Origin of the sequence: Pseudomonas inefficax (assembly GCF_900277125.1) — a bacterium.
GTDB classification, from domain to species: Bacteria; Pseudomonadota; Gammaproteobacteria; order Pseudomonadales; family Pseudomonadaceae; genus Aquipseudomonas; species Aquipseudomonas inefficax.
On the sequence record NZ_OPYN01000028.1, the window covers coordinates 21,899 to 46,494 of the forward strand.

18 protein-coding genes are annotated in these 24,596 nt (G+C 64.8%); 9 read left to right on the forward strand and 9 right to left on the reverse strand.

Annotation, left to right across the window (positions count from 1 at the left end; all coding sequences use genetic code 11):
• The first annotated feature begins 173 nt into the window (after nt 1-173).
• The 8 genes from glnE to JV551A3_RS03070 all read left to right on the forward strand — a co-directional run bounded on the left by glnE (nt 174) and on the right by JV551A3_RS03070 (nt 10,292).
• Nucleotides 174-3,107: a bifunctional [glutamate--ammonia ligase]-adenylyl-L-tyrosine phosphorylase/[glutamate--ammonia-ligase] adenylyltransferase gene (gene glnE / locus JV551A3_RS03035; RefSeq protein WP_133970004.1), complete on the forward strand. Its 2,934-nt coding sequence runs from the start codon at nt 174-176 to the stop codon at nt 3,105-3,107.
• A 224-nt stretch (nt 3,108-3,331) separates the two neighbouring features.
• Nucleotides 3,332-4,381: a lipopolysaccharide heptosyltransferase II gene (gene waaF, locus JV551A3_RS03040; protein WP_133970005.1), complete on the forward strand. Its 1,050-nt coding sequence runs from the start codon at nt 3,332-3,334 to the stop codon at nt 4,379-4,381.
• Entirely contained in the window at nt 4,382-5,440 is a 1,059-nt protein-coding gene (gene waaC, locus JV551A3_RS03045) for a lipopolysaccharide heptosyltransferase I (protein ID WP_133970006.1), read from the forward strand.
• The gene (locus JV551A3_RS03050) at nt 5,440-6,564 is read left to right on the forward strand and encodes a glycosyltransferase family 4 protein (RefSeq protein ID WP_133970007.1); all 1,125 of its coding nucleotides are present in this window, start codon (nt 5,440-5,442) and stop codon (nt 6,562-6,564) included. The genes waaC and JV551A3_RS03050 overlap by 1 nt, the downstream gene beginning before the upstream one ends.
• Nucleotides 6,561-7,367 carry a lipopolysaccharide core heptose(I) kinase RfaP gene (rfaP, locus tag JV551A3_RS03055; protein ID WP_133970008.1) on the forward strand — a complete coding sequence of 269 codons (807 nt, stop codon included), beginning with the start codon at nt 6,561-6,563 and terminating at the stop codon, nt 7,365-7,367. The genes JV551A3_RS03050 and rfaP overlap by 4 nt, the downstream gene beginning before the upstream one ends.
• Nucleotides 7,367-8,101 (forward strand): lipopolysaccharide kinase InaA family protein, encoded by a 735-nt coding sequence (locus tag JV551A3_RS03060; RefSeq protein WP_112251455.1) that lies wholly within the window; start codon nt 7,367-7,369, stop codon nt 8,099-8,101. The genes rfaP and JV551A3_RS03060 overlap by 1 nt, the downstream gene beginning before the upstream one ends.
• Complete coding sequence (locus JV551A3_RS03065) at nt 8,098-8,850, forward strand: lipopolysaccharide kinase InaA family protein (protein WP_133970009.1); 753 nt, start codon at nt 8,098-8,100, stop codon at nt 8,848-8,850. Before JV551A3_RS03060 ends, JV551A3_RS03065 begins: the two co-directional genes overlap by 4 nt.
• A complete protein-coding gene (locus JV551A3_RS03070) occupies nt 8,850-10,292 on the forward strand; it encodes a lipopolysaccharide kinase InaA family protein (RefSeq protein WP_133970010.1) in 1,443 nt (480 codons plus the stop codon). Before JV551A3_RS03065 ends, JV551A3_RS03070 begins: the two co-directional genes overlap by 1 nt.
• Here the strand turns inward: JV551A3_RS03070 and JV551A3_RS03075 are convergent.
• The 8 genes from JV551A3_RS03075 to JV551A3_RS03115 form a co-directional block, all read right to left on the reverse strand.
• Nucleotides 10,253-13,072 carry a dermonecrotic toxin domain-containing protein gene (locus JV551A3_RS03075; protein ID WP_133970011.1) on the reverse strand — a complete coding sequence of 940 codons (2,820 nt, stop codon included), beginning with the start codon at nt 13,070-13,072 and terminating at the stop codon, nt 10,253-10,255. The genes JV551A3_RS03070 and JV551A3_RS03075 overlap by 40 nt on opposite strands.
• Nucleotides 13,073-13,139: 67 nt before the next feature.
• Complete coding sequence (locus JV551A3_RS03080; RefSeq protein WP_133978320.1) at nt 13,140-13,325, reverse strand: hypothetical protein; 186 nt, start codon at nt 13,323-13,325, stop codon at nt 13,140-13,142.
• Nucleotides 13,322-14,434, reverse strand: a complete 1,113-nt coding sequence (locus JV551A3_RS03085) for a PepSY-associated TM helix domain-containing protein (protein ID WP_133970013.1) — start codon at nt 14,432-14,434, stop codon at nt 13,322-13,324. The genes JV551A3_RS03080 and JV551A3_RS03085 overlap by 4 nt, the downstream gene beginning before the upstream one ends.
• 129 nt (nt 14,435-14,563) lie before the next feature.
• Complete coding sequence (locus JV551A3_RS03090; RefSeq protein ID WP_133970014.1) at nt 14,564-16,969, reverse strand: TonB-dependent siderophore receptor; 2,406 nt, start codon at nt 16,967-16,969, stop codon at nt 14,564-14,566.
• 219 nt (nt 16,970-17,188) lie between these two features.
• Nucleotides 17,189-18,145 carry a FecR domain-containing protein gene (locus JV551A3_RS03095; RefSeq protein ID WP_133970015.1) on the reverse strand — a complete coding sequence of 319 codons (957 nt, stop codon included), beginning with the start codon at nt 18,143-18,145 and terminating at the stop codon, nt 17,189-17,191.
• On the reverse strand, nt 18,142-18,660 hold the full coding sequence (locus tag JV551A3_RS03100; RefSeq protein WP_133970016.1) for an RNA polymerase sigma factor: 519 nt from the start codon (nt 18,658-18,660) through the stop codon (nt 18,142-18,144). Before JV551A3_RS03100 ends, JV551A3_RS03095 begins: the two co-directional genes overlap by 4 nt.
• A 236-nt stretch (nt 18,661-18,896) precedes the next feature.
• Nucleotides 18,897-19,607 (reverse strand): 3'-5' exonuclease, encoded by a 711-nt coding sequence (locus JV551A3_RS03110; RefSeq protein WP_133970017.1) that lies wholly within the window; start codon nt 19,605-19,607, stop codon nt 18,897-18,899.
• Nucleotides 19,604-21,541 carry a DUF294 nucleotidyltransferase-like domain-containing protein gene (locus JV551A3_RS03115; protein WP_133970018.1) on the reverse strand — a complete coding sequence of 646 codons (1,938 nt, stop codon included), beginning with the start codon at nt 21,539-21,541 and terminating at the stop codon, nt 19,604-19,606. The genes JV551A3_RS03110 and JV551A3_RS03115 overlap by 4 nt, the downstream gene beginning before the upstream one ends.
• A 116-nt stretch (nt 21,542-21,657) precedes the next feature.
• On the opposite strand from JV551A3_RS03115, the gene JV551A3_RS03120 reads away from it, so the two are divergent.
• Nucleotides 21,658-22,197 carry a response regulator gene (locus JV551A3_RS03120; RefSeq protein ID WP_133970019.1) on the forward strand — a complete coding sequence of 180 codons (540 nt, stop codon included), beginning with the start codon at nt 21,658-21,660 and terminating at the stop codon, nt 22,195-22,197.
• Nucleotides 22,198-22,344: 147 nt separating this feature from the next.
• Here the strand turns inward: JV551A3_RS03120 and JV551A3_RS03125 are convergent, their stop codons facing one another.
• Nucleotides 22,345-24,522, reverse strand: a complete 2,178-nt coding sequence (locus JV551A3_RS03125; protein ID WP_133970020.1) for a malate synthase G — start codon at nt 24,520-24,522, stop codon at nt 22,345-22,347.
• Nucleotides 24,523-24,596: the final 74 nt, after the last annotated feature.

Below are 24,596 nucleotides of genomic sequence, written 5' to 3' on the forward strand. Positions count from 1 at the left end.
GGAAAAACGTTCATGTTGGTTGGCGTTGTGTCGCGAGCGGGTAATTCTTGATGTTTGCTACCAATTTTCCGTTTTTTTCAGCTATTTCCAACTTTTGTACGACAGTCCAACCGTGGTCCGGCTTCCCCTTGGCCGCTTGTTCCCCTCTCTTTCACGCCGATCAAGGATAGACCATGCGCCTACCTTTGCCGTCCGATCTGCCCGCCACCTTGCAGCCGCTGATCATTCGCAACCAGCAATTCCTCAGCGATGCCGTGGCTGCCCACCCGGAACTCGACCTGCACATCTGGAGCCCGCTGCATCGGCAACAGTTCGACCAGGTTGCCGCTGCCAGCGACTTCGTCCTCGGCCTGGCCCGGCGCGAGCCGGCCATGCTGTTCGGCCTGCTGGCCAGTGGCGAGCTGGACCGGCGCTACGCTGCCGGTGAACTGCGCGGGCACATCGCCGCCACGGCCCAGGCGGCGCAGAGCGAAGACGAGCTGGCGCGCAACCTGCGCCGCGAGCGCAACCGCCAACAGTTGCGCATCATCTGGCGCGATATCACTCGCCAGGCCGAGCTGGGCGAAACCTGCCGCGACCTGTCCGACCTGGCCGATGCCGCCATCGACGAAGCCTACCAGTGGCTGTACCCGCGCCACTGCCAGCAGTTCGGTACGCCTGTCGGCAACCGCAGCGGCCAGCCGCAGCACATGGTGGTGCTGGGCATGGGCAAGCTGGGCGCGGTGGAGCTGAACCTGTCGTCGGACATCGACCTGATCTTCGCCTTCCCCGAAGGTGGCGAAACCGAAGGAGTGAAGCGCTCGCTGGACAACCAGGAGTTCTTCACCCGCCTGGGCCAGCGCCTGATCAAGGCCCTGGACCCGGTCACCGTCGACGGTTTCGTGTTCCGCGTCGACATGCGCCTGCGCCCGTATGGCTCGGCCGGCGCACTGGTGCTCAGTTTCAATGCCCTGGAGCAGTACTACCAGGACCAGGGCCGCGACTGGGAACGCTACGCGATGATCAAGGCGCGGGTGGTGGCCGGCGACCAGGCGGCCGGCGCGCAGTTGCAGGAGATGCTGCGGCCGTTCGTGTACCGCCGGTACCTGGATTTTTCCGCGATCGAGGCGCTGCGTACCATGAAGCAGCTGATCCAGCAGGAAGTGCGGCGCAAGGGCATGGCCGACAATATCAAGCTGGGTGCCGGGGGCATTCGCGAGGTGGAATTCATCGCCCAGGCCTTCCAGCTTATCCACGGCGGGCGCGACCTCAGCCTGCAACAGCGGCCGCTGCTGAAAGTGCTGGCCACCCTTGAGGGCCAGGGCTACCTGCCGCCAGCCGTGGTCGCAGAGCTGCGCGAGGGTTATGAATTCCTGCGCTATACCGAACACGCCATACAGGCCATCGCCGATCGCCAGACGCAGATGCTACCGGACAGCGAGACCGATCAGGCGCGGGTCGCCTACATGCTCGGTTATGCCGACTGGCAAAGCTTCCATGACCAACTGACGCACTGGCGTAGCCGCATCGACTGGCATTTCCGCCAGGTGATCGCCGACCCGGATGATGAAGACGGCGAGGGCGAGCTGGTGGTGGGTGGCGAATGGTCGCCGCTGTGGGAGCAGGCGCAGGATGAAGAGGCCGCTGGCCGTCAGCTGCAGGAGGCCGGTTTCCAGCAGCCTGCTGAAGCCCTGCGGCGCCTGGCCGCGCTGCGCTCCAGCCCGCAGCTGCGTTCGATGCAGCGGATTGGCCGTGAGCGCCTGGACGCCTTTATCCCGCGCTTGCTGGCCCAGGCTGTGGAGCATGACAACCCCGACCTGGTGCTCGAGCGCGTGCTGCCGCTGGTCGAGGCCGTGGCACGGCGTTCTGCCTACCTGGTGTTGCTCACCGAAAACCCCGGCGCCTTGCGCCGCCTGCTGACCCTGTGCGCCGCCAGCCCATGGATTGCCGAGCAGATTGCCCGCTACCCGCTGCTGCTCGACGAACTGCTCAATGAAGGCCGCCTGTTCAGCCCGCCACTGGCGCCGGAGCTGGCCAGCGAGCTGCGCGAACGCCTGACGCGCATCCCCGAGGACGACCTGGAACAGCAAATGGAGGCGCTGCGGCACTTCAAGCTGGCCCACAGCCTGCGCGTGGCCGCCTCGGAGATCAGCGGCAACCTGCCGCTCATGAAAGTCAGCGACTACCTGACCTGGCTGGCCGAGGCCATCCTCGACCAGGTACTGGCCCTGGCCTGGCGCCAGACCGTGGCCCGCCACGGCCAGCCCAAGCGCAGCGACGGCAGCCTGTGCGACCCGGGCTTCATCATCATTGGCTACGGCAAGGTAGGTGGCCTGGAGTTGGGACATGGCTCGGACCTGGACCTGGTATTCATCCATGACGGCGACCCGCAGGCGGAAACCGACGGCGCCAAGCCGATCGACAGTGCGCAGTTCTTCACCCGCCTGGGCCAACGCATCATTCACCTGCTGACTACCCAGACCAACTCGGGCCAGCTGTATGACGTGGACATGCGCCTGCGCCCGTCGGGTGCCTCGGGCCTGCTGGTGAGCTCGCTGGGTGCGTTCGAGCGCTACCAGCAGAACGAAGCCTGGACCTGGGAGCACCAGGCCCTGGTGCGGGCTCGGGTGCTGGTGGGGTGCAAGCAGGTGGGCACCGCGTTCGAAGGCGTGCGCGCCAAGGTTCTGGGCCAGGCCCGCGACCTGGAAAAACTGCGCAGCGAAGTGAGCGAAATGCGCGCCAAGATGCGCGATAACCTCGGCACCAAGGCCACCGCTGCCGGTACCGCGGCCAACGCTTTCGAGGCCGGTGTGCCGTTCGATATCAAGCAGGATGCCGGCGGTATCGTCGATATCGAATTTATGGTGCAATACGCGGCTTTGGCCTGGTCCCACGACCACCCGGCCATACTCCGATGGACCGATAACATCCGCATTCTGGAAGAGCTGGAGCAGGCGGGTTTGATGCCGGCCAGTGACGCGGTGCTGTTGCGTGAGGTGTACAAGGCATTCCGCTCGGCCTCGCACCGCCAGGCTCTGCAAAAGGAGGCTGGGGTGATCGATGCTGCGCAGTTTGCCGATGAACGCCGTGAGGTGCGGCGGATCTGGGGTGAATTGGGTTTGACTTGAGAATTTGGGGGCCGCTTTGCGGCCCATCGCGACACAAGGCCGCTCCTACAGGAGATCGCATTCCCTTGTAGGAGCGGCCTTGTGTCGCGATGGGCTGCAAAGCAGCCCCAAAGGTCCATGGCCTCCCACCAGTGGTACACTGTCCGCCACATAGCCTGAATATAAAGAGGGGAGGCCAGGCTGTACCGCAGCCTGTAGCCTCCCCGAGCGTTTCTGGACTAAGCATGAGAATACTGATCATTGGCCCCAGCTGGGTCGGCGACATGGTGATGGCGCAGACCCTGTTCCAGTGCCTGAAACAGCAGCACCCCGACTGCGTGATCGATGTGCTGGCCCCCGAGTGGAGCCGGCCGATCCTTGAACGCATGCCCGAGGTCCGCCAGGCCCTGAGCTTCCCGCTCGGCCACGGCGCACTGGAACTGGCCACGCGGCGGCGCATCGGCAAGTCCCTGGCCGGCCAGTACGACCAGGCCATCCTGCTGCCCAACTCGCTCAAGTCGGCGCTGGTGCCGTTCTTTGCCGGTATCCCCAAGCGCACCGGCTGGCGCGGCGAAATGCGCTTCGGCCTGCTCAACGACGTGCGCAAGCTGGACAAGGCCCGCTACCCGCTGATGATCGAGCGCTTCATGGCACTGGCCTACGCACCCGGCGCCGAGCTGCCGCAGCCGTACCCGCGGCCCAGCCTGCAGATCGAAGCGCAAAGCCGTGACGCCGCCCTGGCCAAGTTCGGCCTGGAGCTGGACCGCCCTGTGCTGGCGCTGTGCCCCGGTGCCGAGTTCGGCGAGGCCAAGCGCTGGCCGGCCGAGCACTACGCCAGCGTGGCCGATGCGATGATCCGCCAGGGCTGGCAGGTGTGGCTGTTCGGCTCGAAGAACGATCACCCGGTCGGTGAGCAGATCCGCGACCGGCTGATCCCGGGGCTGCGTGAAGAATCGTCCAACCTGGCCGGGGAAACCTCGCTGGCCGAGGCCATCGACCTGATGTCCTGTGCCGACGCTGTGGTGTCCAACGACTCCGGCCTGATGCACGTGGCCGCCGCGCTGAACCGCCCGCTGGTGGCCGTTTACGGCTCGACCTCGCCGGGCTTCACCCCGCCGCTGGCCGAGCACGTGGAAGTGGTGCGCACCGGCATCGAGTGCAGCCCGTGCTTCGACCGCACCTGCCGCTTCGGTCACTACAACTGCCTGCGCCTGCTGGAACCTGGCAAAGTCATTGCCGCCTTGCACAGCCTGAGCGGGCCGGACCTGATCGATACCGTGGCCGAGGTCGACTAAGTGCGGGTACTGATCATCAAGACTTCGTCGCTGGGGGATGTGATCCACACCTTGCCGGCGCTTACCGATGCCGCCCACGCCATCCCGGGCATCCGCTTCGACTGGGTGGTGGAAGAAGGCTTCGCCGAAATCCCCAGCTGGCACCCGGCGGTCGACCAGGTGATCCCGGTGGCCATCCGCCGCTGGCGCAAGAACCTCTGGCAAACCATCAAGAGCGGCGAGTGGAAGGCGTTCAAGCAACGTGTACGCGAGCGCAAGTACGACCTGGTGATCGACGCCCAGGGCCTGGTCAAGTCGGCCTGGCTGACCCGCTATGTGAAGGCACCGGTGGCTGGCCTGGACCGTTACTCGGCCCGCGAAGGCTGGGCCAGCCGCTTCTATGACCGACGCCTGTCGGTTGCTACCGGCCAGCACGCAGTAGAGCGGGTGCGCCAGCTGTTCGCCATGGCCCTGGCCTATGACCTGCCGGAAGGCATCGGCAATTACGGCCTCGACCTCGAGCGCCTGCAACTGCCGCCTGCCGCCCCCTATGTGGTGTTCCTGCACGGCACCACCTGGGCGACCAAGCACTGGCCCGAAGCCTACTGGCGCGAACTGGCCGAGCGCATGGGCCGGCGCAGGCTGGAGGTGCGCCTGCCGTGGGGCAACCCTGCCGAGAAGGCGCGGGCCGAGCGCATCGCCCAGGGGTTGAACAATTGCCAGGTACTCCCCAAATTGAACCTTGCCGGCGTCGCCCGCGTGTTGGCGGCGGCAAAAGCCTGTGTGGCGGTCGATACCGGCCTTGGCCACCTGGCGGCGGCACTCGATGTGCCCACCATTTCGCTGTTCGGCCCGACCAACCCGGGCCTGACCGGCGCCTACGGACGGACCCAGATTCACCAGGCCAGTGACTGGCCCTGCGCGCCCTGCCTGCAGAAAAAGTGCACCTATAAACCGAGCGCCGACGACCTGCGCCGGTTCGATCTGAAACGCGAGTGGCCGCTGTGCTTCACTCGCCTGAATCCCGAGCATGTGGCGAGCCGCTTGAGCGCGTTGCTGCTGGCTGAGGATGTCCGTTGATGCAACTGGCTTTCGTGCTTTACAAATATTTCCCCTTCGGCGGGCTGCAGCGCGACTTCATGCGCATTGCCCTGGAATGCCAGAAGCGGGGCCACCAGATTCGCGTGTACACGCTGATCTGGGAGGGTGACATTCCGCCGGGCTTCGAAGTGCTGGTGGCGCCGGTGAAGGCGATTTTCAACCACCGCCGCAACGAGAAACTCAGCGCCTGGATGGCCGCCGACCTGGCCAAGCGTCCGGTCGACCGCCTGATCGGCTTCAACAAGATGCCTGGGCTGGATGTGTACTACGCCGCCGACGGCTGCTTCGAGGACAAGGCGCAGACCCTGCGTGGCGGCCTGTACCGCCGCTGGGGCCGCTACCGGCACTTTGCCGAGTACGAGCGTGCGGTGTTCGCCAAGGACGCCCACACCGAAGTACTGATGATTTCCGAAGTACAGCAGCCGCTGTTCATCAAGCACTACGGCACCCCGGTGGAGCGTTTCCACCTGCTGCCGCCGGGCATTTCCCAGGACCGCCGCGCGCCGGCCAATGCCAGCGAGATCCGCGCGGAGTTCCGCAAGGAATTCAACCTGGGCGACAACGACCTGCTGCTGGTGCAGATTGGCTCGGGCTTCAAGACCAAGGGCGTCGACCGCAGCCTCAAGGCCCTGGCCGCACTGCCTTCGGCCCTGCGCAAGCGCACCAGGCTGATGGTAATCGGCCAGGATGACCCCAAGGTGTTCCAGCTGCAAAGCGCTACCTTGGGCCTGGGCGATCAGGTGCAGTTCCTCAAGGGCCGCAGCGACATCCCGCGCTTCCTGCTGGGCGCCGACCTGCTGATCCACCCGGCGTACAACGAGAACACCGGCACGGTGCTGCTCGAGGCGCTGGTGGCCGGCCTGCCGGTGCTGGTCTCCAAGGTGTGCGGCTACGCCCACTACATTGCCGAGGCCGACAGCGGCCTGGTGTTGGACGAGCCGTTCGAGCAGGAACAGCTCAATGGCTACCTGCAGCGCATGCTCGAAGACCAGCAGGCCCGCGCCAGCTGGTCGCGCAATGGCCTGGCGTTTGCTGAAACCGCCGACCTGTACAGCATGCCGCAGCATGCCGCCGATGTGATCCTGGGGCAGGAGTCCGCATGAAGCTGATACTGGCCGAACCGTTCAAGCGCCTGTGGGCCGGGCGTGATGCCTTCGATGCCGTGGAGGCGCTGCAAGGCGAGGTCTATCGCGAACTGGAAGGGCGCCGCACGCTACGCACCGAGGTCGCTGGCGAGGGCTTCTTCGTCAAGATCCACCGCGGCATCGGCTGGGGCGAGATATTCAAGAACCTGCTTACCGCCAAGCTGCCGGTGCTCGGCGCCGGCCAGGAATGGCAGGCCATCCAGCGCCTGCACCAGGTTGGCGTGCCGACCATGACTGCCGTCGCCTATGGCGAGCGTGGCAGCAACCCGGCCGCGCAGCACTCGTTCATCATTACCGAAGAACTGGCGCCGACCATCAGCCTGGAAGACCTCAGCATCGACTGGGTCAGGCAGCCGCCCGAGCCGCGCCTCAAGCGTGCGCTGATCGCAGAAGTGGCGAAGATGACTGGCGGCATGCACCGCGCCGGGGTCAACCACCGCGACTGCTACATCTGCCACTTCCTGCTGCACACCGACCGCCCGGTGACGGCGGACGACTTCAAACTGTCGGTGATCGACCTGCACCGCGCGCAGACCCGGGCGAAAATCAGCCGCCGCTGGCGCGACAAGGACCTGGCCGCGCTGTACTTCTCGGCGCTGGACATCGGCCTGACCCAGCGCGACAAGCTGCGCTTCCTGCGCGGTTACTTCCAGCGCCCGCTACGGCAGATCCTGAAGGACGAAGCCGCGCTGCTCGCCTGGCTGGAGCGCAAGGCGCAGAAACTCTACGATCGCAAGCAACGCTATGGGGATGCACTCTGATGGCGGGGTGGACACTGGCGCCGGGCTATGAACACCTGGCGGCGGACTTCGGCAGCCTGGAAGCGGTATTCGCCTTGCAAGGCGAGCGCCTGACCCGCGACCCCATCAGCGAGGTGGTGCGCGTCGAACGTGGCGGGGTCAACTACTACGTCAAGCGTTACACCGGGGCCGGCAAGCACATGCGCCGTTACCTGGGCCGGCCGCGGATCAAGGCCGAATGGCAGAACCTCAAACAGTTCGACAAATGGGGCATCCCCACTGCCGAAGTGGTGGCCTGGGGCCTGGAGCGCAATGGCCTGGCTTTCGGTCGGGGGGCGATGATCACTCGCGAACTGCCACGCACCGAAGACCTGTCGGCGCTGGCCGAGCGCAACGATGCACGCCTGGCCGATCGCGCCTGGGTCGGGCATGTCAGCAGCCAGCTGGCGCGCCATACTCGGGTCATGCACCAGCACCACTTCGCCCATAACGACCTGAAATGGCGCAACCTGCTGGTCGACGACCATGGCACGCTATTCTTCATCGACTGCCCCACCGGTGATTTCTGGCGCGGCTTCATGTGGCGGCACCGGATGATCAAGGACCTGGCGTGCCTGGACAAAGTGGCCAAATACCACCTATCGGCAACCCAGCGCCTGCGTTTCTACCTGCAATACCGTGGCCGCGACCGGCTGAATGTGCGTGACAAGAAACGCATTCGCCAGGTGGTGAGCTTTTTCGAGGGAAGGGAATGACCGATTATCTGGCCAGCGCGGACATCGCGCTGCTCAAACGCCATGGCCTGGACGACTTCGAGGCGCTGTGGGCGCTGCAACTGGATGCCGTGGACGAACCGAACACCGGCCGCGGTGGCTGGAGCAGCGTGTTCCGTCTGGAGCTCGAAGGCAAGGGCTACTACCTCAAGCGCCAGAGCGACTACCTGACCCGTACCCTGCACCGGCCATTTGGCGAACCGACCTTCGCCCGCGAATTCCGCAACATCAGCCGTTACCAGAAGCTGCAGATTCCGGCCTTGCAGGCGGTGTTCTATGGCGAGCGCAAGCAAGGCGGCACGCACCGGGCGATCCTGATGACTCGCGCCCTGGACGAATGGGCCGACCTCGACAGCCTGCTGGCCCAATGGTCACAACTGAGCGATGCTGAACGCAACGGCGTGCTGCAGGCTTGCGGCCAGCTGGCGCGTACCCTGCACAGCGCCGGCCAGGTGCATGGCTGCTTCTACCCCAAGCACATCTTCTTGCGCCAGCGCCGCGAAGGCTGGGACGCGCAACTGATCGACCTGGAGAAGACCCGCCCCCTGCTGTTCGGCATGCGTGACCGTCTCAAGGACCTTGAGCCGCTGCTGCGTCGCGCCCCTGTCTGGAGCGAGCGCGATGTACGTAGCTTGCTGGCCAGCTACCTGGCGCAGCCTGCCGACGGCACGCTGGTCGATACCTGGCTGCAACGCCTGACGCAACGCCGTCGTGAAAAAGAGGCCCGCTGATGCGTTTGTCTGAATTGAAAGAGGCCGGGCGCAGCCCTTCGTTGCCCCTGAGCATCACCCTGGCCGATGCCGCCGGCACGGCCGACCTGCAATTGCTCAGCCTGCTGCGCGTGTTGCCAGGCCAGCGCTATGTGGGTGCCGGCGTGTGGCGCGGTACACCGGTGTTGGCCAAACTGCTGGTCGGTGGTAACGCTGCACGGCATTTCCAGCGCGAACTGCAGGGCGTGAAGCTGCTGGCCGAGCAAGGCCTGACCACGCCGAAGCTGCTGGCCGACGGCCTCAAGGAAGGCGAGGGCGGCTGGCTGCTGTTCGAATTCCTCGACGGGGCCGAAAGCCTGGCCGATGCCTGGGTGGCAGTGGAGAGCTTGCCGGTGCTGGCCGATGAGCAGCACCTGGTGCTGGGCGAGGCGCTCACCGCAGTGGCGCACATGCACACCCAAGGCCTGTGGCAGGAAGACCTGCACCTGGACAACCTGCTGCGCCACGGGGGCAAGCTTTACCTGATCGACGGCGCTGGCATCAAGGCGGAAACACCTGGCCAGCAGCTGTCGCGCCCGCGTGTGCTGGAAAACCTTGGGGTATTCTTCGCCCAGCTACCCAAGCGCCTGGAACCGTTCATCGAAGAGCTGCTGGTGCACTATCTGCTGGCCAACGCCGAGCATGCGTTGCCGCTGGAAGCCTTGCAGAAGCAGGTGGACAAGGTGCGCAGCTGGCGCCAGAAGGACTACCTGGAAAAGGCTGGCCGTGAATGCAGCCTGTTCAGTGTCGAGCGCAGCCTTTCGGGCCTGCGGGCGGTCCGCCGCAACGAGGTTGAAGCCATGCTGCCGGTGTTGGAGCAGGCCGACGCGTTGATCGACCAAGGCCACCTGTACAAGACCGGTGGCGCTGCCAGTGTGGCGCGCATCGAGGTTGGCGGCCGCACACTGGTGCTCAAGCGCTACAACATCAAGAACACCGCGCACTGGTTCAAGCGCTTCTGGCGGCCGAGCCGGGCCTGGCATTCGTGGATCGAAGGGCATCGCCTGGAGTTCCTCGACATCGCCACGCCGCGCCCGTTGGCGGTGCTGGAGCAGCGGGTGATGGGCCTGCGCAGCCGTGCCTACCTGGTCACCGAGTATGTCGATGGCCCGGACTTGGCCGAATGCTTCGCGCCGTACGTGGATAGCGGCGATGCGCCCGAGGAGCAGGTCGATGCCCTGGTGCATGTGATGCAGCAGCTGATTCGCGAACGTATCAGCCACGGCGATTTCAAGGGCCATAACCTGTTCTGGAACAACGGCCAATGGTCGCTGATCGACCTCGATGCCATGTGCCAGCACGCCACCCAGCTCAGCTTCGCCCCGGCCTATGCCCGTGATCGGGCGCGGTTGCTGCGCAACTGGCCGAGTGGCAGTGCCTTGCATCAGCGGCTGGACCGGCTGCTGCCCAGGTTGGCCGAGTAATCCGCCGGCAGTGTCAGCCAGTCGCTGCTGCGGCCTGGCTGGCGCACGCGAATGCGCCATTGGCCGTCCTGGCGGCGCAGCACCGCCCAGGCGTGCACCGCGCCGAGCGCGTGTTGCGGGATGCTTAGATGGTAATGGCTTGGGAGCAGGTGTCGACGCACCGGTAGCTGCTTGCCCGCCAGCAGCAGGTAAAGTTGCCCATCGGCCTCGTGCAGGTCGTCCTCGGTCGCTAGCGCCAGGCCTTCGCGTTCGGGTTGCAGACGGCAGGTTTCGAACAGGTGGCTGAGGTCGGGCAAACCGTCGTGCCAGAGCACGGGCGAGTCGACCACCCAGGTACCATCGCGAAGGCGCTTTAGCGGCAGTTGCACATAGGCGTCCGGCTGCCTGGGGTCCAGTGCCCGCCAGCGCTGGCCGTCGAAGTTGACGCTGTACATGCGCCCATGGCTGTCCTTGACGAAGTAGCGGTCCGGCCCTGCTGTAGCACTGATCTGTTCGTAGACCTTCTCCCCATGAACCCCGTCGATCCGGTAGCGCAGCTTGCTGATGTCTACCGCGGCTTCGTGGCTTTTCGGTAGCGGCCGCGGTGGCTGCGGTGGCAAGCCACGCAGTGCCCGGCGCATCAAGGTTGAGCCGGCAAAACTGTTTAGCCCGTCGGCGGTGTGGCTGAGCGCGGCAATGGCGTGGTGCAGGGTGGCTTCGTAGTCGTCCCGATGCATCGCTTCCACGCCATCCCAGATGGAAATGGCCATGCGCCCGAAGGCCAGTGCCGACATGGCGGGTGCAGGCAGCACCAAGCTGATCAGGTCGAGGATAAGGCGCAGGGTGGCCAGGCTGAACTCGCCCAGCACTTCGTTGTTGCTGCGGCTGTTGCTGTCGGCCTCGGCCATCAGCATTTGCACCTCTGCCCGGTAGCAGGCTTGGTACAGGTTGCCGGTAATGATCGGTCGTTGCACGTAGGGCCCCAGGCGCCCCATGCGCAGCAGTTTGTCCAGCCGTTTGCGGTTGGCTTGGGGCGCCCGTTGAATCACGTATTCGCGCAGCGCCGGGGTATTGCGCAAGGTCCGTAACAGGTCGCGGGTGTTGCGGAATTCGCGCCAGGCACGGCGGTCGGGCGCATCCGGGGTGTAGACCACCAACGACTGGACACTGGCGACCTCGGCATTGAGCAGCAGTACACCCTGCAGGGTATGGCCGTCGATGAGCAACTGGCGGACCACGATGCGGTGTTCCTCGATGGTTGGCCGCCAGCCGCTGTCTGGGTAATGAATGATCGCCCTGACCCAGCGATAGCCCTGCTCCAGCGGGTCGTTCAGGAAGTGCCCGGCGTAGCGGGCCTTGGCCGCTTCGGCGTGCATGCGCGCACGGTTTATGGCGCCATGGGTCTGCATGCGCCAGCGACCGGCGGCGGAGTCGAGCAGGTGGTGGCGCAGGTAGCGAAGGTAGCCACTGCCAGCGTCCAGGTTGCGCACCAGTCGTTTGACATGCGCAGGCGTGAGCCTGGGCAAGGCGCTTCCGTCAGCGTGCTGGACCCGTGCGGTCAGCCAGTATTCGACATCGAACCAGGCGATGTTGAGCAGAGCCAACTCGTCCAGGCGGTAGCTGAGCGGTACCATTTCGATGGTATCGCCCACCTGTGGGCGGCTTGCTGCTGCGATGTAGCTGGAGGGTGCCAGCGGATTGAGCAGCGGGCCTTTGCGCCGAGCCATGGTGACCTTGACGAGGATCTGCTCGGCAGGCGTGTGGATGCCGTGTTCCCGGCGCAGCCGTTCGCCCAGGCGGTCACGGACCCATGCCAGCAAGTGATTATGCTGGCTGAACTGCTCCAGGGTCAGCAGCCCGGGCGCGGCGGCCTGGGTGATGGCTCCGGCGAGCTCCTGCATGGTTTGCATGATGTGCGCCAAACCTTGTGCGGAAGCATTGCGCAGCCAGCTGGGCAAATGTTTTTCCAGCAGCAGTGCATAACGCGTGGCCAGGGCATGCTTGCAACCCATGAGGCTCAGCAAGCCTTGCTGGTTGGCCAGCATGGCGCTGAAGTCTGCCAGGTCGGGCGCATGCTCATGCTGCCAGGCGGTTTGCCAGGTAATTGCCAGGCGTTCGCGCTGCACATCGATCAGGTCTTGAACCTGCTGCTCGACCATGTCCTCGGCAAACCACTCGTAACGCAGCTGGTCCGCTTGCTGGATCAACTGCTGGTCTTCAATGCGGGGCAGCAGCTGCAGCATGGGTTGGCTTTGCAGCGGGTCGTCGAGACGTTCGCACAGCTCGGTGTGCAGTTCGGCGAGGTTGGCGAATGCCTCGATGCCATGTGAAAGGCTGCACAGCAAGGCCAGGCCGCTGGTTGTGCCGGGCACTGCAGCGCTGCCCTCCGGGCTACCGGCCACGAGCACCAGCGCGCCCCGCAGGTGCAGCCGGCGGTTGGGGCTCAGGCTGCTGAAAACCGGGCGGTACAGCTGTGCGCGCTGCATGGTGGGCAGATGTCGGCGCTGCCAGGCCCGTGGCGAAGCCAGGCAGGTGCGTAGCAACACGATAGCGTCGTAACCGAGGGTCTGGTCGGCCAGTCGCAGTTCCAGCTCCGCAAGCAGCTGCTCGTGACGCAGTTGCATCAAGCGCTGGAAGCGGCTTTGGCCCCCCGCAGGGGCTTCCTTCCAGAACAGTGCCAGGTCACCGAAAAAGCGCTGGCGCAGCTGCAAGTGCGCCAGGCCGTCGACCGGGGCGGGCTGCCCTCGTTGCAGGGCAGTGATCTGGGTGTCCAGGGCTTCGAGGCGTTGTAGCGGGGTCATGGTGTAGTTCCGTGGGTTAAGGGAGCCACACCATGTCGAGGCAATGTGCGAGGTGGGTGGTAGCCGGTTATTGCCGGCGCCGGGGCCACAAGCCACGCAGGCCCAGCACGGCCGAAACGCCCAGGCCTAGCCAGGCGAGGCTGTCCCAGATGCCGTCGCCCAGCAGGGCTGCGAACAACCCGCCGGCACTGAGCAGGGCGACAAGCGCCGGCCAGGTGTAGATGCGCCGGGTTGACCGCGACTTGTGGCTCATGCGGTTGCCCCCTTGGGCTTGCGCTGCTTGCCCCACCACAGGTACAGGCCACTGCCGAGCACGATGATAGTCAGCACGTCGAGCACGGCCCAGAGGACCTGCATCGGCCGCCCGCCGTAATCGCCGAAGTGCAGCGGTTGCGACAGGCCCATGGCGTCCATGTACCAGGGACGTTCACCGACCGCAGTAACCTCCAGCGTGCGTGCATCGATCAGCACCGGGGTGAGCAGGTGCGAGGTCAGGTGCGTGGCGCCTTTCATGAACACCGCGTAGTGGTGTTCGCTGGAGAAGCGGGTGCCGGGGAAGGCGATGAAGTCCGGGCGCATGCCGGGCGCGGCCTGTTCGGCGATGCCCAGCAGGCGGGTGGCCGGGGCGCGCTCGATGAGCGGTGGGGCATCACGGTAGGGCGCGACCATGGCGGCCAGGCTGTCATTGCGCCAGGCGGCGATGACCAGGTCGGACAGGGCGCTGATCACACCGGTCACGCCTACCGTCAGTGCCCAGGCCAGGGTGACCACGCCGATCAGGTTGTGCAGGTCGAGCCAGCGCAGGCGGCGGGATTTGCCGTGGCGTACCGTGGCGAAGTCCAGGCGGCGCATGAATGGTGCATAGAGCACGGTGCCGGAGATGATCGCCACGACGAACAGCACGCCCATGAAGGCCAGCAGCAGCTTGCCGGGCAGGCCGGCGAACATGTCCACGTGCAGGCGCAGCATGGTCATCATGAAGCCGCCGTTGGCGGCCGGCATGGCCACGGCTTCGCCGGTGCGGGCGTCAAGCATGAAGGTGTGCGACGAATTGGGTTCGGTGCCGGCGGTGGCGGCGGTGATGGCCACCACACCGTTGGCTTCGTCCTCGTCGTAGCCAAAGTACTGCATGACCTCGCCGGGGCGGTGCTGCTCGGCCTTGATCACCAACTGCTGCAGGTCGAGGTGTGGGGTGCCTGCCGGCATTTCTCGCAGTTCGGGCGCGTCGCCGAGCAGGTGTTCGAGTTCGTGGTGGAAGATCAGCGGCAGGCCGGTGAGCGCCAGCAACAGCAGGAACAGGGTGCATACAAGGCTGCTCCAGGTGTGGATCACCGACCAGTGGCGGATGGTTGGGCTTTTCATCACGGTACCGATTTTTGCCTGTTGGAAGCTGGGGCTGCTGCGCAGCCCTTTCGCGACACAAGGCCGCTCCTACAGGGACCGCGCTGGCCGTTGTAGGAGCAGCCTTGTGCTGCGAATGGTCCGGCTTACTCAGAACTTGTAATTGACACTGGCCACCACGTTGCGCTCGTCGCCGTAGTAGCACCAGTAACCGTCACAGTTGGCCAGGTAGTCCTTGTTGAACAGGTTCTTCGCCTCCACTGCTACCGTCAGGCCTTTCATGCTGTTGTCCAAGCGGCCGAGGTCGTAGTGCACCGAAGCGTCGTACACCGTGTACGAACCCACATGGGCCAGTTCGGTGTTGGCGGTGTTGCCGTAGGTGTCACCCACATAGCGCACACCACCACCGATGCCGAAGCCGTCCAGTGGCCCGCTGTGCCAGGTGTAGTCGGCCCACAGGGTTGCCTGGTTGCGCGGGATCAGCGCCATGCGGTTGCCTTTGTCGTCACCCTTCAGGATCTCGGTGTCGGTATAGGTGTATGACGCGATGGCCTTGAGGTTCTCGGTAACCTGAGTGGAGGCTTCCAGTTCGACGCCGCGAACCTGCAGTTCACCCACCTGGCGGGTGATGCTGCCTTCCGTGACGCTGACGTTCTGCTGCTTCAGGTCGTACACCGCTGCAGTGAGCAGGGTGTCAGTCCCGACGGGCTGGTATTTCACACCCACTTCATACTGACGGCCTTCGGTTGGCTCGAACGATTCCGTGGAGTTGACGTTGGCACCACTGGCCGGCTGGAACGACTCGGTGTACGAGAAGTACGGCGTGATGCCGTTGTCGAAAACGTAACTCAGGCCGACGTTGCCGCTGAAGGCTTTGTCGCGCTGGGTATTGGTTGCGTCGGCGCTGTTGTGGAACACAGTGCCGGTGTGAATCCAGTCTTCACGACCACCCAAGGTCAGGCGCCAGTTGTCGAGTGACATCTGGTCCTGGACGTAGGCACCTGTCTGGTGGGTTTTCTGCTGGAAGTCCTGCATGGCAAAGTAGGTGACGTTCGACAGGTCGGCGCCATATACCGGGCGGTTGACATTGATCGGAGGCACGCCCATGCCATACAGCCATTGATAATTGGTATTCGAACGCTGATGGTCCAGGCCCAGCAGCACGGTGTGGCTGATGTCGCCGGTCTGGAAGTCGGCCTGGAAGTTGTTGTCGACGGCGAACTGGCTGATGTCTTCGTTGACGATACCCGACTCGCGATTGACGTTGCCATCGGCATCGATGCTGTTGATGGTGGCTACCTGCACGGCCTGGAACGACAAATCGCTCTTGGTGTAGCGCAGGTTCTGGCGGAACTGCCAGGTGTCGTTGAGTCGGTGCTCGAAGGCATATCCCAACGCGTAGTAGCTGCGGTCGTAGAAGTCCCAGTCCGGTTCGCCAAGGTTCTTGTGGTGGGAAATCTTGCCGGTCGGGCCGTCCAGTTTGGTTCCTTGCAGTGGCAGGAACTGACCAGTGATACCGGTATCGTCCCGGGTGTACTGGGAGATGAAGGTCAGCTTGGTATCTTCATCGATATTCCAGGTCAGGCTGGGTGCGATGTTGTAGCGCTTGTCCGGGATATGGTCGACGGGTGAGTTGCTGTCACGCACCACACCACTCACACGGTATAGAAACCTGCCTTCGTCGTCGATCTTGCCGGTGCTGTCGAAGTTGATCTGCTTGTGTTCGTTGCTACCCACCTGGGCTTCGATCTGATGCGCACTCTCAAGTTGCGGACGGCGGCTGACCATGTCGAGCATGCCGCCCGGTGGTGTCTGGCCATACACCGACGACGCCGGCCCGCGCAGTACGGTAATGCGTTCGAGGTTCCACGGCTCGACCTTGGGATTGGCGAACGAGCCCTTGGGCAGCGGCAGCCCGTCAAGGAACTGGGTCGGGTCGAAACCACGCACACGCAGCCAGTCGGCGCGCGAGTCCGAACCGTAACCGCTACTTTGCACGCCAGCGGTGTAGCGCAGGGCGTCATTGAGGTTGAGTACCTGGCGATCGTCCAGTTGCTGGCGGGTGATGACAGTCATCGAGCGTGGGGTCTCGACGATTGGTGTGTCGGTCTTGGTACCCGCGGCAGTGCGCGTGGCCACGTAGCCGCTGGAGGCACCCCAGGCGCTTTCATAGTTTGAAGTCGCATTGATCGCAGTCTCCGGTAACGCCAGTGTCCCTTCCGGCGTAGCCACCAGGCTGTAGCTGCCCACGCTGCTTTGCTGCAGCTGCAGGCCGGTGCCGCGTAGGGCAGCCTGCAGGGCACCAAGGCCATCGTACTGCCCACTCACCGGGGCCGAGGTACGACCGCTGACCAGTGCCGGGTCGATGGCCAGGGTAATGCCGGCCTGGCTGGCGATCTGGTTGAGGGTTGTGGCCAGCGGGGCGCTGGGCAGGTCGTAGGCACGCTGAGCGGATTGCTCGGCGGCGAACAGGGCAGGGCTGGCCAATGGTGCGGCCACGGCGATGGCCAGGGCCATCAGGCTGGGGCGCAGGATACGATCAACAGCACGGGACATGCAGCGGCTCCTCGACGGATAAGTGCTTTCTGCTTCCTTGCCGAGCGAGATTTGAAAAGTGACAGGGCGAATCTGAAAAAAATTGAGAATTATTTGAGGTTGGTTTCTGCTTGTGCCGGCCCTTTCGCGGGTAAACCCGCTCCCACAGGGGGCGCGGGGCCTTTGAGGCTGGTGCAATCCTGTGGGAGCGGGTTTACCCGCGAAGAGGCCGGTGCAGGCCTACTTGGGACCGACGGTCACCCACCACTGGGTATGCCGCTCGATCTTCACCGGCAGTGCCGGCACCAGCGACGACAGCGCCAGGTCGGTGTCGGTCAGCGGGAAGCTGCCGGTCACCCGTAGGTCGGCGACCTTGTCGTCTACCCCGAGGTAACCGCTGCGGTACTGGCCAAGCGCGGCCAGCAGGTCGGCCAGGCGCACGTTGTCCACCACCAGCATGCCGCGGGTCCAGGCGTCGGCTCCGGCTGGCACCGTGCCGACCCGGCCAAGGCCGTTGGCGTTCATCAGCACCTGCTGGCCTTCGCGCAGCACCTGTTCGTCGCCGCTGTTCAGCGGCATGGCGGCGACCGAGGCTTGCAGCACTTCCAGGCGCGTGCCGTCATCCTCGCGGCGCACCAGGAAGCGCGTGCCCAGTGGGCGCAGGCGGCCATCGTCGGTGCGCACCAGCAGCGGACGCGGGTCCTGATGGCCGGTTTCGACCGAGATCTCGCCCTGGTGCAGCACGATCACCCGTTGCTCGCCGGCGTAGTCGATGTCCACGGCAGTGTGGCTGTTCAGGCTCAGCAAGGTGCCGTCTTCCAGGCGCAGGGTGCGCAGTTCGCCGGTGGCGGTGCGCTGGTCGGCCAGCCAGTAGCTCGGTGCCAGCGATGGCGCGCCGACCCAGGCCAGCAGCGAGCCCAGAAGAAACATGCCGGCCAGCCCGCCGCCTACCTTGCCGATACGTCGGCGCAGGCCGGCGCGCGATTGCAGCAGGGCCTGGCGTGCCGGGCCGGCAGCGGCGTTCACGCGCTGGTCCATGGCGCCGAGTTGGCGCCAGGCGCGGGCGTGCTCCTCGCTGGCGGCATGCCAGCGCATGAACTCGCTGCGCTCGTCAGGTGTGCCGCTGCCATTGTCGAGGCTGAGTTTCCAGGCAATGGCGGCTTCCAGCACCCGGGACGAAACCGGTGCACTGCTCACGTCGGCTCCCCGTAAAGGGCCACGTAGCACTGGCGCATGCCCTGGGCGATGTACTGGCGCACCCGCGACACCGAAACCCCCATGCGCTCGGCGATCTCGGCATGGCTCATGCCGTCCAGGCGATTATGCAGGAATGCCGCGCGGGCCTTGCTCGACAGCTTGCCAAGCAGGCGGTCGATGGCCTTGAGGTCCTCGAGAATCAGGTGCTGCACTTCCGGGGAAGGTTGTTCGGCTTCCGGCATCAGGGCCAGTTCGGCCAGGTAGGCCTGTTCCAGCGCGGCGCGGCGGAAGTGGTCGAACATCAGGCCCTTGGCCACGGCGGCCAGGAATGCGCGGGGTTCGCGGGGCGCGTCCAGTTGCGCACGGCCGAGCAGGCGCACGAAGGTGTCCTGGCTCAGGTCTTCGGCACGTTGGCGGCAGGCCATGCTGCGTTGCAGCCAGGCGAGCAGCCAGCCGCGGTGGTCGCGGTACAGCGCACCGACCAGATCGGCGTGTGGGCTCTGTGCAGAAGACAAGCAGCGTCCCCCCGGAACGAATGCATTAACTAACGATAATTATTCGCGATTGTTGCAGAGGGGAGGGGGTGGGTGCAATGGACGCTTATCGGATGGCCATCATGGAAGGTGCATCACTTGTACAAGCCTCTTCGCGGGTAAACCCGCTCCCACAGGTACGGCGCAGGCCTTGAGTATTGCACAGTACCTGTGGGAGCGGGTTCACCCGCGAAGAGGCCTGCAAGGTCAATGCAAGGCTACAGGCCGTGGCTCTGCACCTTGCGCCGCCGCCAGCCGCGCAACCGCTGCTCCAGCTGCAGCGGGCTGTCCAGCTGCTGGCGCCGGGCCTGGCTGAACAGGATCAGCGCCAGTTCGGCGGTCACCAGGGCATCGGCGCTGGCATGATGGCGCTCCTCCACCTGCAGGCCAAACCGCGCCACCCAGTCATCCAGCCCGGCTTCGCGCAGCACTGTGTCGGGGTTAAGCATCGGCGCCAGCTCGGCAACATCCAGGAAGTGCGACTGCAAGCGGTGGCCCAGGCTTTCCTTCAGCGCGCGGGCCAGCATGCGCTGGTCGAACGGCGCATGGAATGCCAGCACCGGGCTATTGCCAATGAAGTCGAGCAGATCGAGCAAGGCCTCGGCCGGGTCGCAACCGGCAGCCAGGGCACTCGGGCCCAGGCCGTGGATCAGCACGCTGGCGTTGGTCTTCTGCAAAGGCCGGTGCAGGGTGCGTTCGAACTGCTGGGCAAAATCGATGGCGCCATCTTCGATGGCCACGGCGCCAACCGACAGTACCTGGTCACGGTTGGGGTTCAGGCCACTGGTCTCCAGGTCCAGCACTACCCAGCGCTGCTCGCGCAGGGTACACACCCCCAATGGCGCGGCCTTGGGCAGCCGGGCCAGGCGCTGGCGCATGGCATGGTCCAGTTCGGGCGCACTGGGGCGCAGCCAGGCGAACAGGCTCATAGCTGGTACCGCAAGGCCAGGCTGCTTTGCAGGCGCTGGGCCTGGCGCAGGGACTCGCGCAGGATGCGCCGGTCCAGGTGGTTGAGGCTGTCCGGGTCCAGGCGGTTGGAATACGGCAGGTTGTCGCGGGTCTGGCGCTGGTGCTGCTGCATGCGGGTTTGCTGGATGAAGTGGTAGGCCTCTTCATATGCTGCGCCGTCCAGTGCCTCGATCACGCCCTTGGCCACCAGCTGACGTAGACGTTCCAGGGTATTGCAGGCGCCGATGCCGTTGGCCAGGGCCAGCAGCCGGGCACCATCGACGAAGGGCGTTAGGCCCTGGACCTTGAGGTCGAGGGTAGCGGCCTTGTCGTTGCCCTGGCGGGTCAGCACGAACTCGCGCAGGCGGCCCACCGGCGGGCGCTGGCGCAGGGCGTTGTCAGCCATCATGCGCTGGAAGATGCGGTTGTCGGCCACCTGGTCCAGCAGGCCCTGGCGCAGCTGCTCGCAGCCTTGCTCGTCGCCCCACACCACGCGCAGGTCGAAATAGATGCTTGAGCCCAGCAGGTTCTCCGGGCTGGCCTCGCGGACAAAACCGGCAAAACGCCGCGCCCACTCACTGCGCGACAGGCACAGCTCGGGGTTGCCGGCCATGACGTTGCCCTTGCACAGGGTGAAGCCGCACTGGGCCAGGCACTGGTTGATGTATTGCGCCAGCGGCAGCAGGCGCGCGCGGATGGCGTCGGCCTCGGCGCTGTCGGCGGCTTCGAAGAGGATGCCGTTGTCCTGGTCGGTATGCAGGGTTTGTTCACGTCGCCCTTCGCTGCCAAAGCACAGCCAGCTGAACGGCACGCCCGGGTCACCGCGCTCGGCCAGTGCCAGCTCGATCACCCGGCACACGGTGTGGTCGTTGAGCAGGGTGATGATCTGGGTGATTTGCGTGGAGGACGCGCCATGGGCCAGCATGCGCTCGACCAACTGGCTGATTTCGCCACGCAGCGAGACCAGGGTATCCAGGCGCGGCGCGTGGCGGATGGTGCGCGCCAGGTGCACCAGGTCGACCCGTTGCAGGGAGAACAGGTCGCGCTCCGAAACCACACCGCACAGGCGCCGGTTTTCTACCAGGCAGACATGGGCGATATGCCGTTCGGTCATGGCCATGGCTGCGTCGAAGGCGCTGGCCTGGGGGCTGAGGTAGAACGGCTGGGCGGTCATGTGACGCGCGATGGGCGCACCCAGGTCGGCATCGGCCGCAGCCACCACCTGGCGCAGGTCGCGCAGGGTGAAGATACCGGTGGGGTAGCGCTGCGGGTCGACCACCACGATGCTGCCGACCTGCTGCTCATGCATCAGCCGCACGGCGTCGCGCAGGGGCGTTTCGGGGTTGCATACCACCGGGTGGCGCATGGCCAGTTCACCCAGTGGCGTGTTCAGCGAATACTGGGTGCCGAGGGTTTCCACCGCGCGCTGGCGTACCTGCTGGTTGACTTGGTCGAGCAGGCTGCTGACCCCGCGCAGGGCAAAATCCCGAAATACTTCGGACATCGAGAACACGCGGATGAACGCGGCCTTGTTCAACTGCAGGCAGAAGGTGTCCTCACCCGCCAGGTGCTCGGTACGGGTCGCTCGCTCGCCGAGCAGGGCGGCCAGCGGGAAGCATTCGCCGCTGGTGATTTCGAAGGTGGTCTCCACACCGGGCTTGACCAGGTGCTGGCGCTCACCCACCACGCGGCCCTGCTTGACGACGTAGAAGTGCTCGACCGGCCCGTCGGCAGGTTTGACGATGCTTTCGCCGCTGGCATAGAAGCGCAGCTGGCACTGTTCGACCAGGTAGGCCAGGTGGCTGTGTTCCATCTGGTTGAATGGCGGAAAGCGCTGCAGGAACTGCAGGGTACCCTGGATGTTCTGCAGCACTGCCGTCCTGCCCGCCTGGCTGTAGGCGTCCTTTTTGCTCATGAAACTGACCGTATCGCTATGCCGAACTATATATCTATATATATAGGTGCCGACCATGTTGTTCTCTGCCTCCATGGTCGGCTTGCGGCGGGGTGGTGCCCATTGGACGTAAGTCTATGAGCGCCCCTGTCAAAGACCCGACGAAAGGCCAGCCGGGTTACGCAAGTTCTGCGGTCCTAATGCTGAAGCGGAATTTTTTTGACGAGATGAGCATGCCTGAGCAACACGACATCCTGAGCGACGCCGAGCGCGAGGCATTGGCCGTCGTGAGTGCGCCTGTGGCAGCCAAGCCGCTGGTGCTGGTGGTGGATGACAATGCAGAGAACCGTCAGGCGCTGGTCCTGTACCTGAAAAGCCGGGGGATCGACTGTGTCGGTGCGGATGGGGCGGAGGAAGCCAGGCTGTACCTGCATTACCAGCAGCGGATCGGCTTGATGATCACGGATTTGCGCATGCAGCCCGAGGATGGCCTGGACCTGATCCGGCAGATTCGCGAGTCGGAGCGGGCGGAGTTGTCGATCATCGTGGTGTCGGGCGACACCGATGTGAAAGAGGCGGTGGACGTGATGCACCTGGGGGTGGTGGATTTTCTGTTGAAGCCGGTCGATCTGGACAGGCTGCTGGAGCTGGTGAAGAAAGAACTGAAGATTGATTAGTGCAGGAGTGGGGCTGCTTTGCAGCCCTTTCGCGACACAAGGCCGCTCCTACATGTACCGCGCCAGACCTCAGCCTTGCGCGGTACATGTAGGAGCGGCCTTGTGTCGCGAAAGGGCCGCAAGGCGGCCCCCTGTCGCAGATGTCGCTTACAACCCGTTACGCGCCTTGAACTCGCGGCGACGGCGGTGCAGTACCGGCTCGGTATAGCCGTTCGGCTGCTTGCCACCTTCGACTACCAGCTCTACCGCCGCCTGGAACGCGACGTTGTCGTCGAAATTAGGAGCCATCGGGCGATACAGAGCATCACCGGCGTTCTGCTGGTCAACCACAACCGCCATGCGCTTGAGGCTTTCCAGTACCTGCTCCTGGCTGACCACGCCATGGCGCAGCCAGTTGGCCAGCAGCTGGGCCGAAATGCGCAGGGTGGCGCGGTCTTCCATCAGGCCGACGTTGTTGATGTCCGGCACCTTCGAGCAACCCACACCCTGGTCGATCCAGCGCACCACGTAGCCGAGGATGCCCTGGGCGTTGTTGTCCAGTTCGTTACGGATCTCTTCGGCCGACCAGTTGGTGTCGGCGGCCAGCGGGATGGTCAGGATGTCGTCTACCGACGCCGGGGTGCGCGAAGCCAGTTCACGCTGACGTGCCTGTACGTCCACCTTGTGGTAGTGCAGGGCATGCAGGGTGGCTGCGGTCGGCGACGGCACCCAGGCGGTGTTGGCACCGGCCAGCGGGTGGGCGATCTTCTGCTCGAGCATGGCCGCCATCAGGTCGGGCATGGCCCACATGCCCTTGCCGATCTGCGCACGGCCTTGCAGGCCGGTGGCCAGGCCAACGTCGACGTTGTTGTTCTCGTAGGCACCGATCCACTTCTCGTTCTTCATGGCGCCTTTGCGCACCACGGCGCCGGCTTCCATCGAGGTGTGGATTTCATCGCCGGTGCGGTCGAGGAAGCCGGTGTTGATGAACACCACGCGCTCGGCTGCGGCCTTGATGCACGACTTGAGGTTGACCGTGGTACGGCGCTCCTCGTCCATGATGCCGACCTTGACGGTGTTGCGCTTCATGCCCAGCAGGTCTTCGACCTGGCTGAAGATCTCGGCGGCGAAGGCAACTTCTTCCGGGCCGTGCATCTTTGGCTTGACGATGTACACGCTGCCGCTGCGGGTGTTCTTGCGGCTGGTGTTGCCATTGAGGTTGTGCAGGGCGATCAGGTTGGTGAACAGCCCGTCCTGGATGCCTTCGGGGATTTCGTTGCCCTGGGCGTCGAGGATCGCCGGGTTGGTCATCAGGTGGCCAACGTTGCGCACGAACAGCAACGAACGGCCGTGCAGGGTCACGCTGCCGCCGTTGGGCGCGGCGTACTCGCGGTCCGGGTTCATGGTGCGGGTGAAGGTCTTGCCAGCCTTGCTGACGCTTTCGGCCAGGTCGCCTTTCATCAGGCCCAGCCAGTTGCGGTAGACGACCACCTTGTCGTCGGCGTCGACGGCGGCGACCGAGTCTTCGCAGTCCATGATGGTGGTCAGCGCCGACTCCATCAGGATGTCTTTCACGCCGGCGGCATCGGTGCTGCCGACCGGGGTGCTGGCATCGACCTGGATTTCGAAGTGCAGGCCGTTGTGCTTGAGCAGCACGGCAGTCGGCGCGGCGGCGTCGCCATGGAAGCCGATCAGCTGGGCGTCGTCACGCAGGCCGCTGTTGCTGCCGCCTTTCAGGGCAACTACCAGCTTGCCGCCTTCGATGCGATAGCCGGTGGAATCGACGTGCGAGCCGGCTGCCAGTGGCGCGGCTTCGTCGAGGAAGGCGCGGGCGAAGGCGATGACCTTGTCGCCACGCACCTTGTTGTAGCCTTGGCCTTTCTCGGCGCCGCCTTCATCGCTGATGGCATCGGTGCCATACAGCGCGTCGTACAGCGAACCCCAACGGGCGTTGGCGGCGTTCAGGGCGAAGCGGGCGTTCATCACCGGTACGACCAGCTGCGGGCCGGCCATGTGGGCGATTTCTTCGTCCACGTTCTGGGTGGTGGCCTGGAAATCGTCGGCTTGTGGCAGCAGGTAGCCGATTTCCTGGAGGAATGCTTTGTAGGCTACGGCGTCGTGGGCCTGGCCTTTGCGTGCCTGGTGCCAGGCGTCGATCTTGGCTTGCAGCTCGTCGCGCTTGGCGAGCAGGGCTTTGTTCTTTGGAGCGAGGTCATTGATGATCTTCTCTGCACCCGCCCAGAACTGCTCGGCGACGATGCCGGTCCCTGGGATGGCTTCGTTGTTCACGAAGTCGTACAGGACCTTGGCGACCTGAAGGCCACCGACTTGAACGTATCCAGTCATTGCTTGCCTCACTCTGCTCAGCTATTTCGCTCTTCTGTATTAAGCCTGTAGCGCTTCTCTAAACACGGCACCAG

Coding starts and splice junctions, on each gene's coding strand:
- glnE (WP_133970004.1), top strand. CDS start 174: ATGCGCCTACCTTTGCCGTCCGATCTGCCCGCCACCTTGCAGCCGCTG.
- waaF (WP_133970005.1), top strand. CDS start 3,332: ATGAGAATACTGATCATTGGCCCCAGCTGGGTCGGCGACATGGTGATG.
- JV551A3_RS03050 (WP_133970007.1), top strand. CDS start 5,440: ATGCAACTGGCTTTCGTGCTTTACAAATATTTCCCCTTCGGCGGGCTG.
- rfaP (WP_133970008.1), top strand. CDS start 6,561: ATGAAGCTGATACTGGCCGAACCGTTCAAGCGCCTGTGGGCCGGGCGT.
- JV551A3_RS03060 (WP_112251455.1), top strand. CDS start 7,367: ATGGCGGGGTGGACACTGGCGCCGGGCTATGAACACCTGGCGGCGGAC.
- JV551A3_RS03065 (WP_133970009.1), top strand. CDS start 8,098: ATGACCGATTATCTGGCCAGCGCGGACATCGCGCTGCTCAAACGCCAT.
- JV551A3_RS03070 (WP_133970010.1), top strand. CDS start 8,850: ATGCGTTTGTCTGAATTGAAAGAGGCCGGGCGCAGCCCTTCGTTGCCC.
- JV551A3_RS03075 (WP_133970011.1), bottom strand. CDS start 13,072: ATGACCCCGCTACAACGCCTCGAAGCCCTGGACACCCAGATCACTGCC.
- JV551A3_RS03080 (WP_133978320.1), bottom strand. CDS start 13,325: ATGAGCCACAAGTCGCGGTCAACCCGGCGCATCTACACCTGGCCGGCG.
- JV551A3_RS03085 (WP_133970013.1), bottom strand. CDS start 14,434: ATGAAAAGCCCAACCATCCGCCACTGGTCGGTGATCCACACCTGGAGC.
- JV551A3_RS03090 (WP_133970014.1), bottom strand. CDS start 16,969: ATGTCCCGTGCTGTTGATCGTATCCTGCGCCCCAGCCTGATGGCCCTG.
- JV551A3_RS03110 (WP_133970017.1), bottom strand. CDS start 19,607: ATGAGCCTGTTCGCCTGGCTGCGCCCCAGTGCGCCCGAACTGGACCAT.
- JV551A3_RS03115 (WP_133970018.1), bottom strand. CDS start 21,541: ATGAGCAAAAAGGACGCCTACAGCCAGGCGGGCAGGACGGCAGTGCTG.
- JV551A3_RS03120 (WP_133970019.1), top strand. CDS start 21,658: ATGAGCGCCCCTGTCAAAGACCCGACGAAAGGCCAGCCGGGTTACGCA.
- JV551A3_RS03125 (WP_133970020.1), bottom strand. CDS start 24,522: ATGACTGGATACGTTCAAGTCGGTGGCCTTCAGGTCGCCAAGGTCCTG.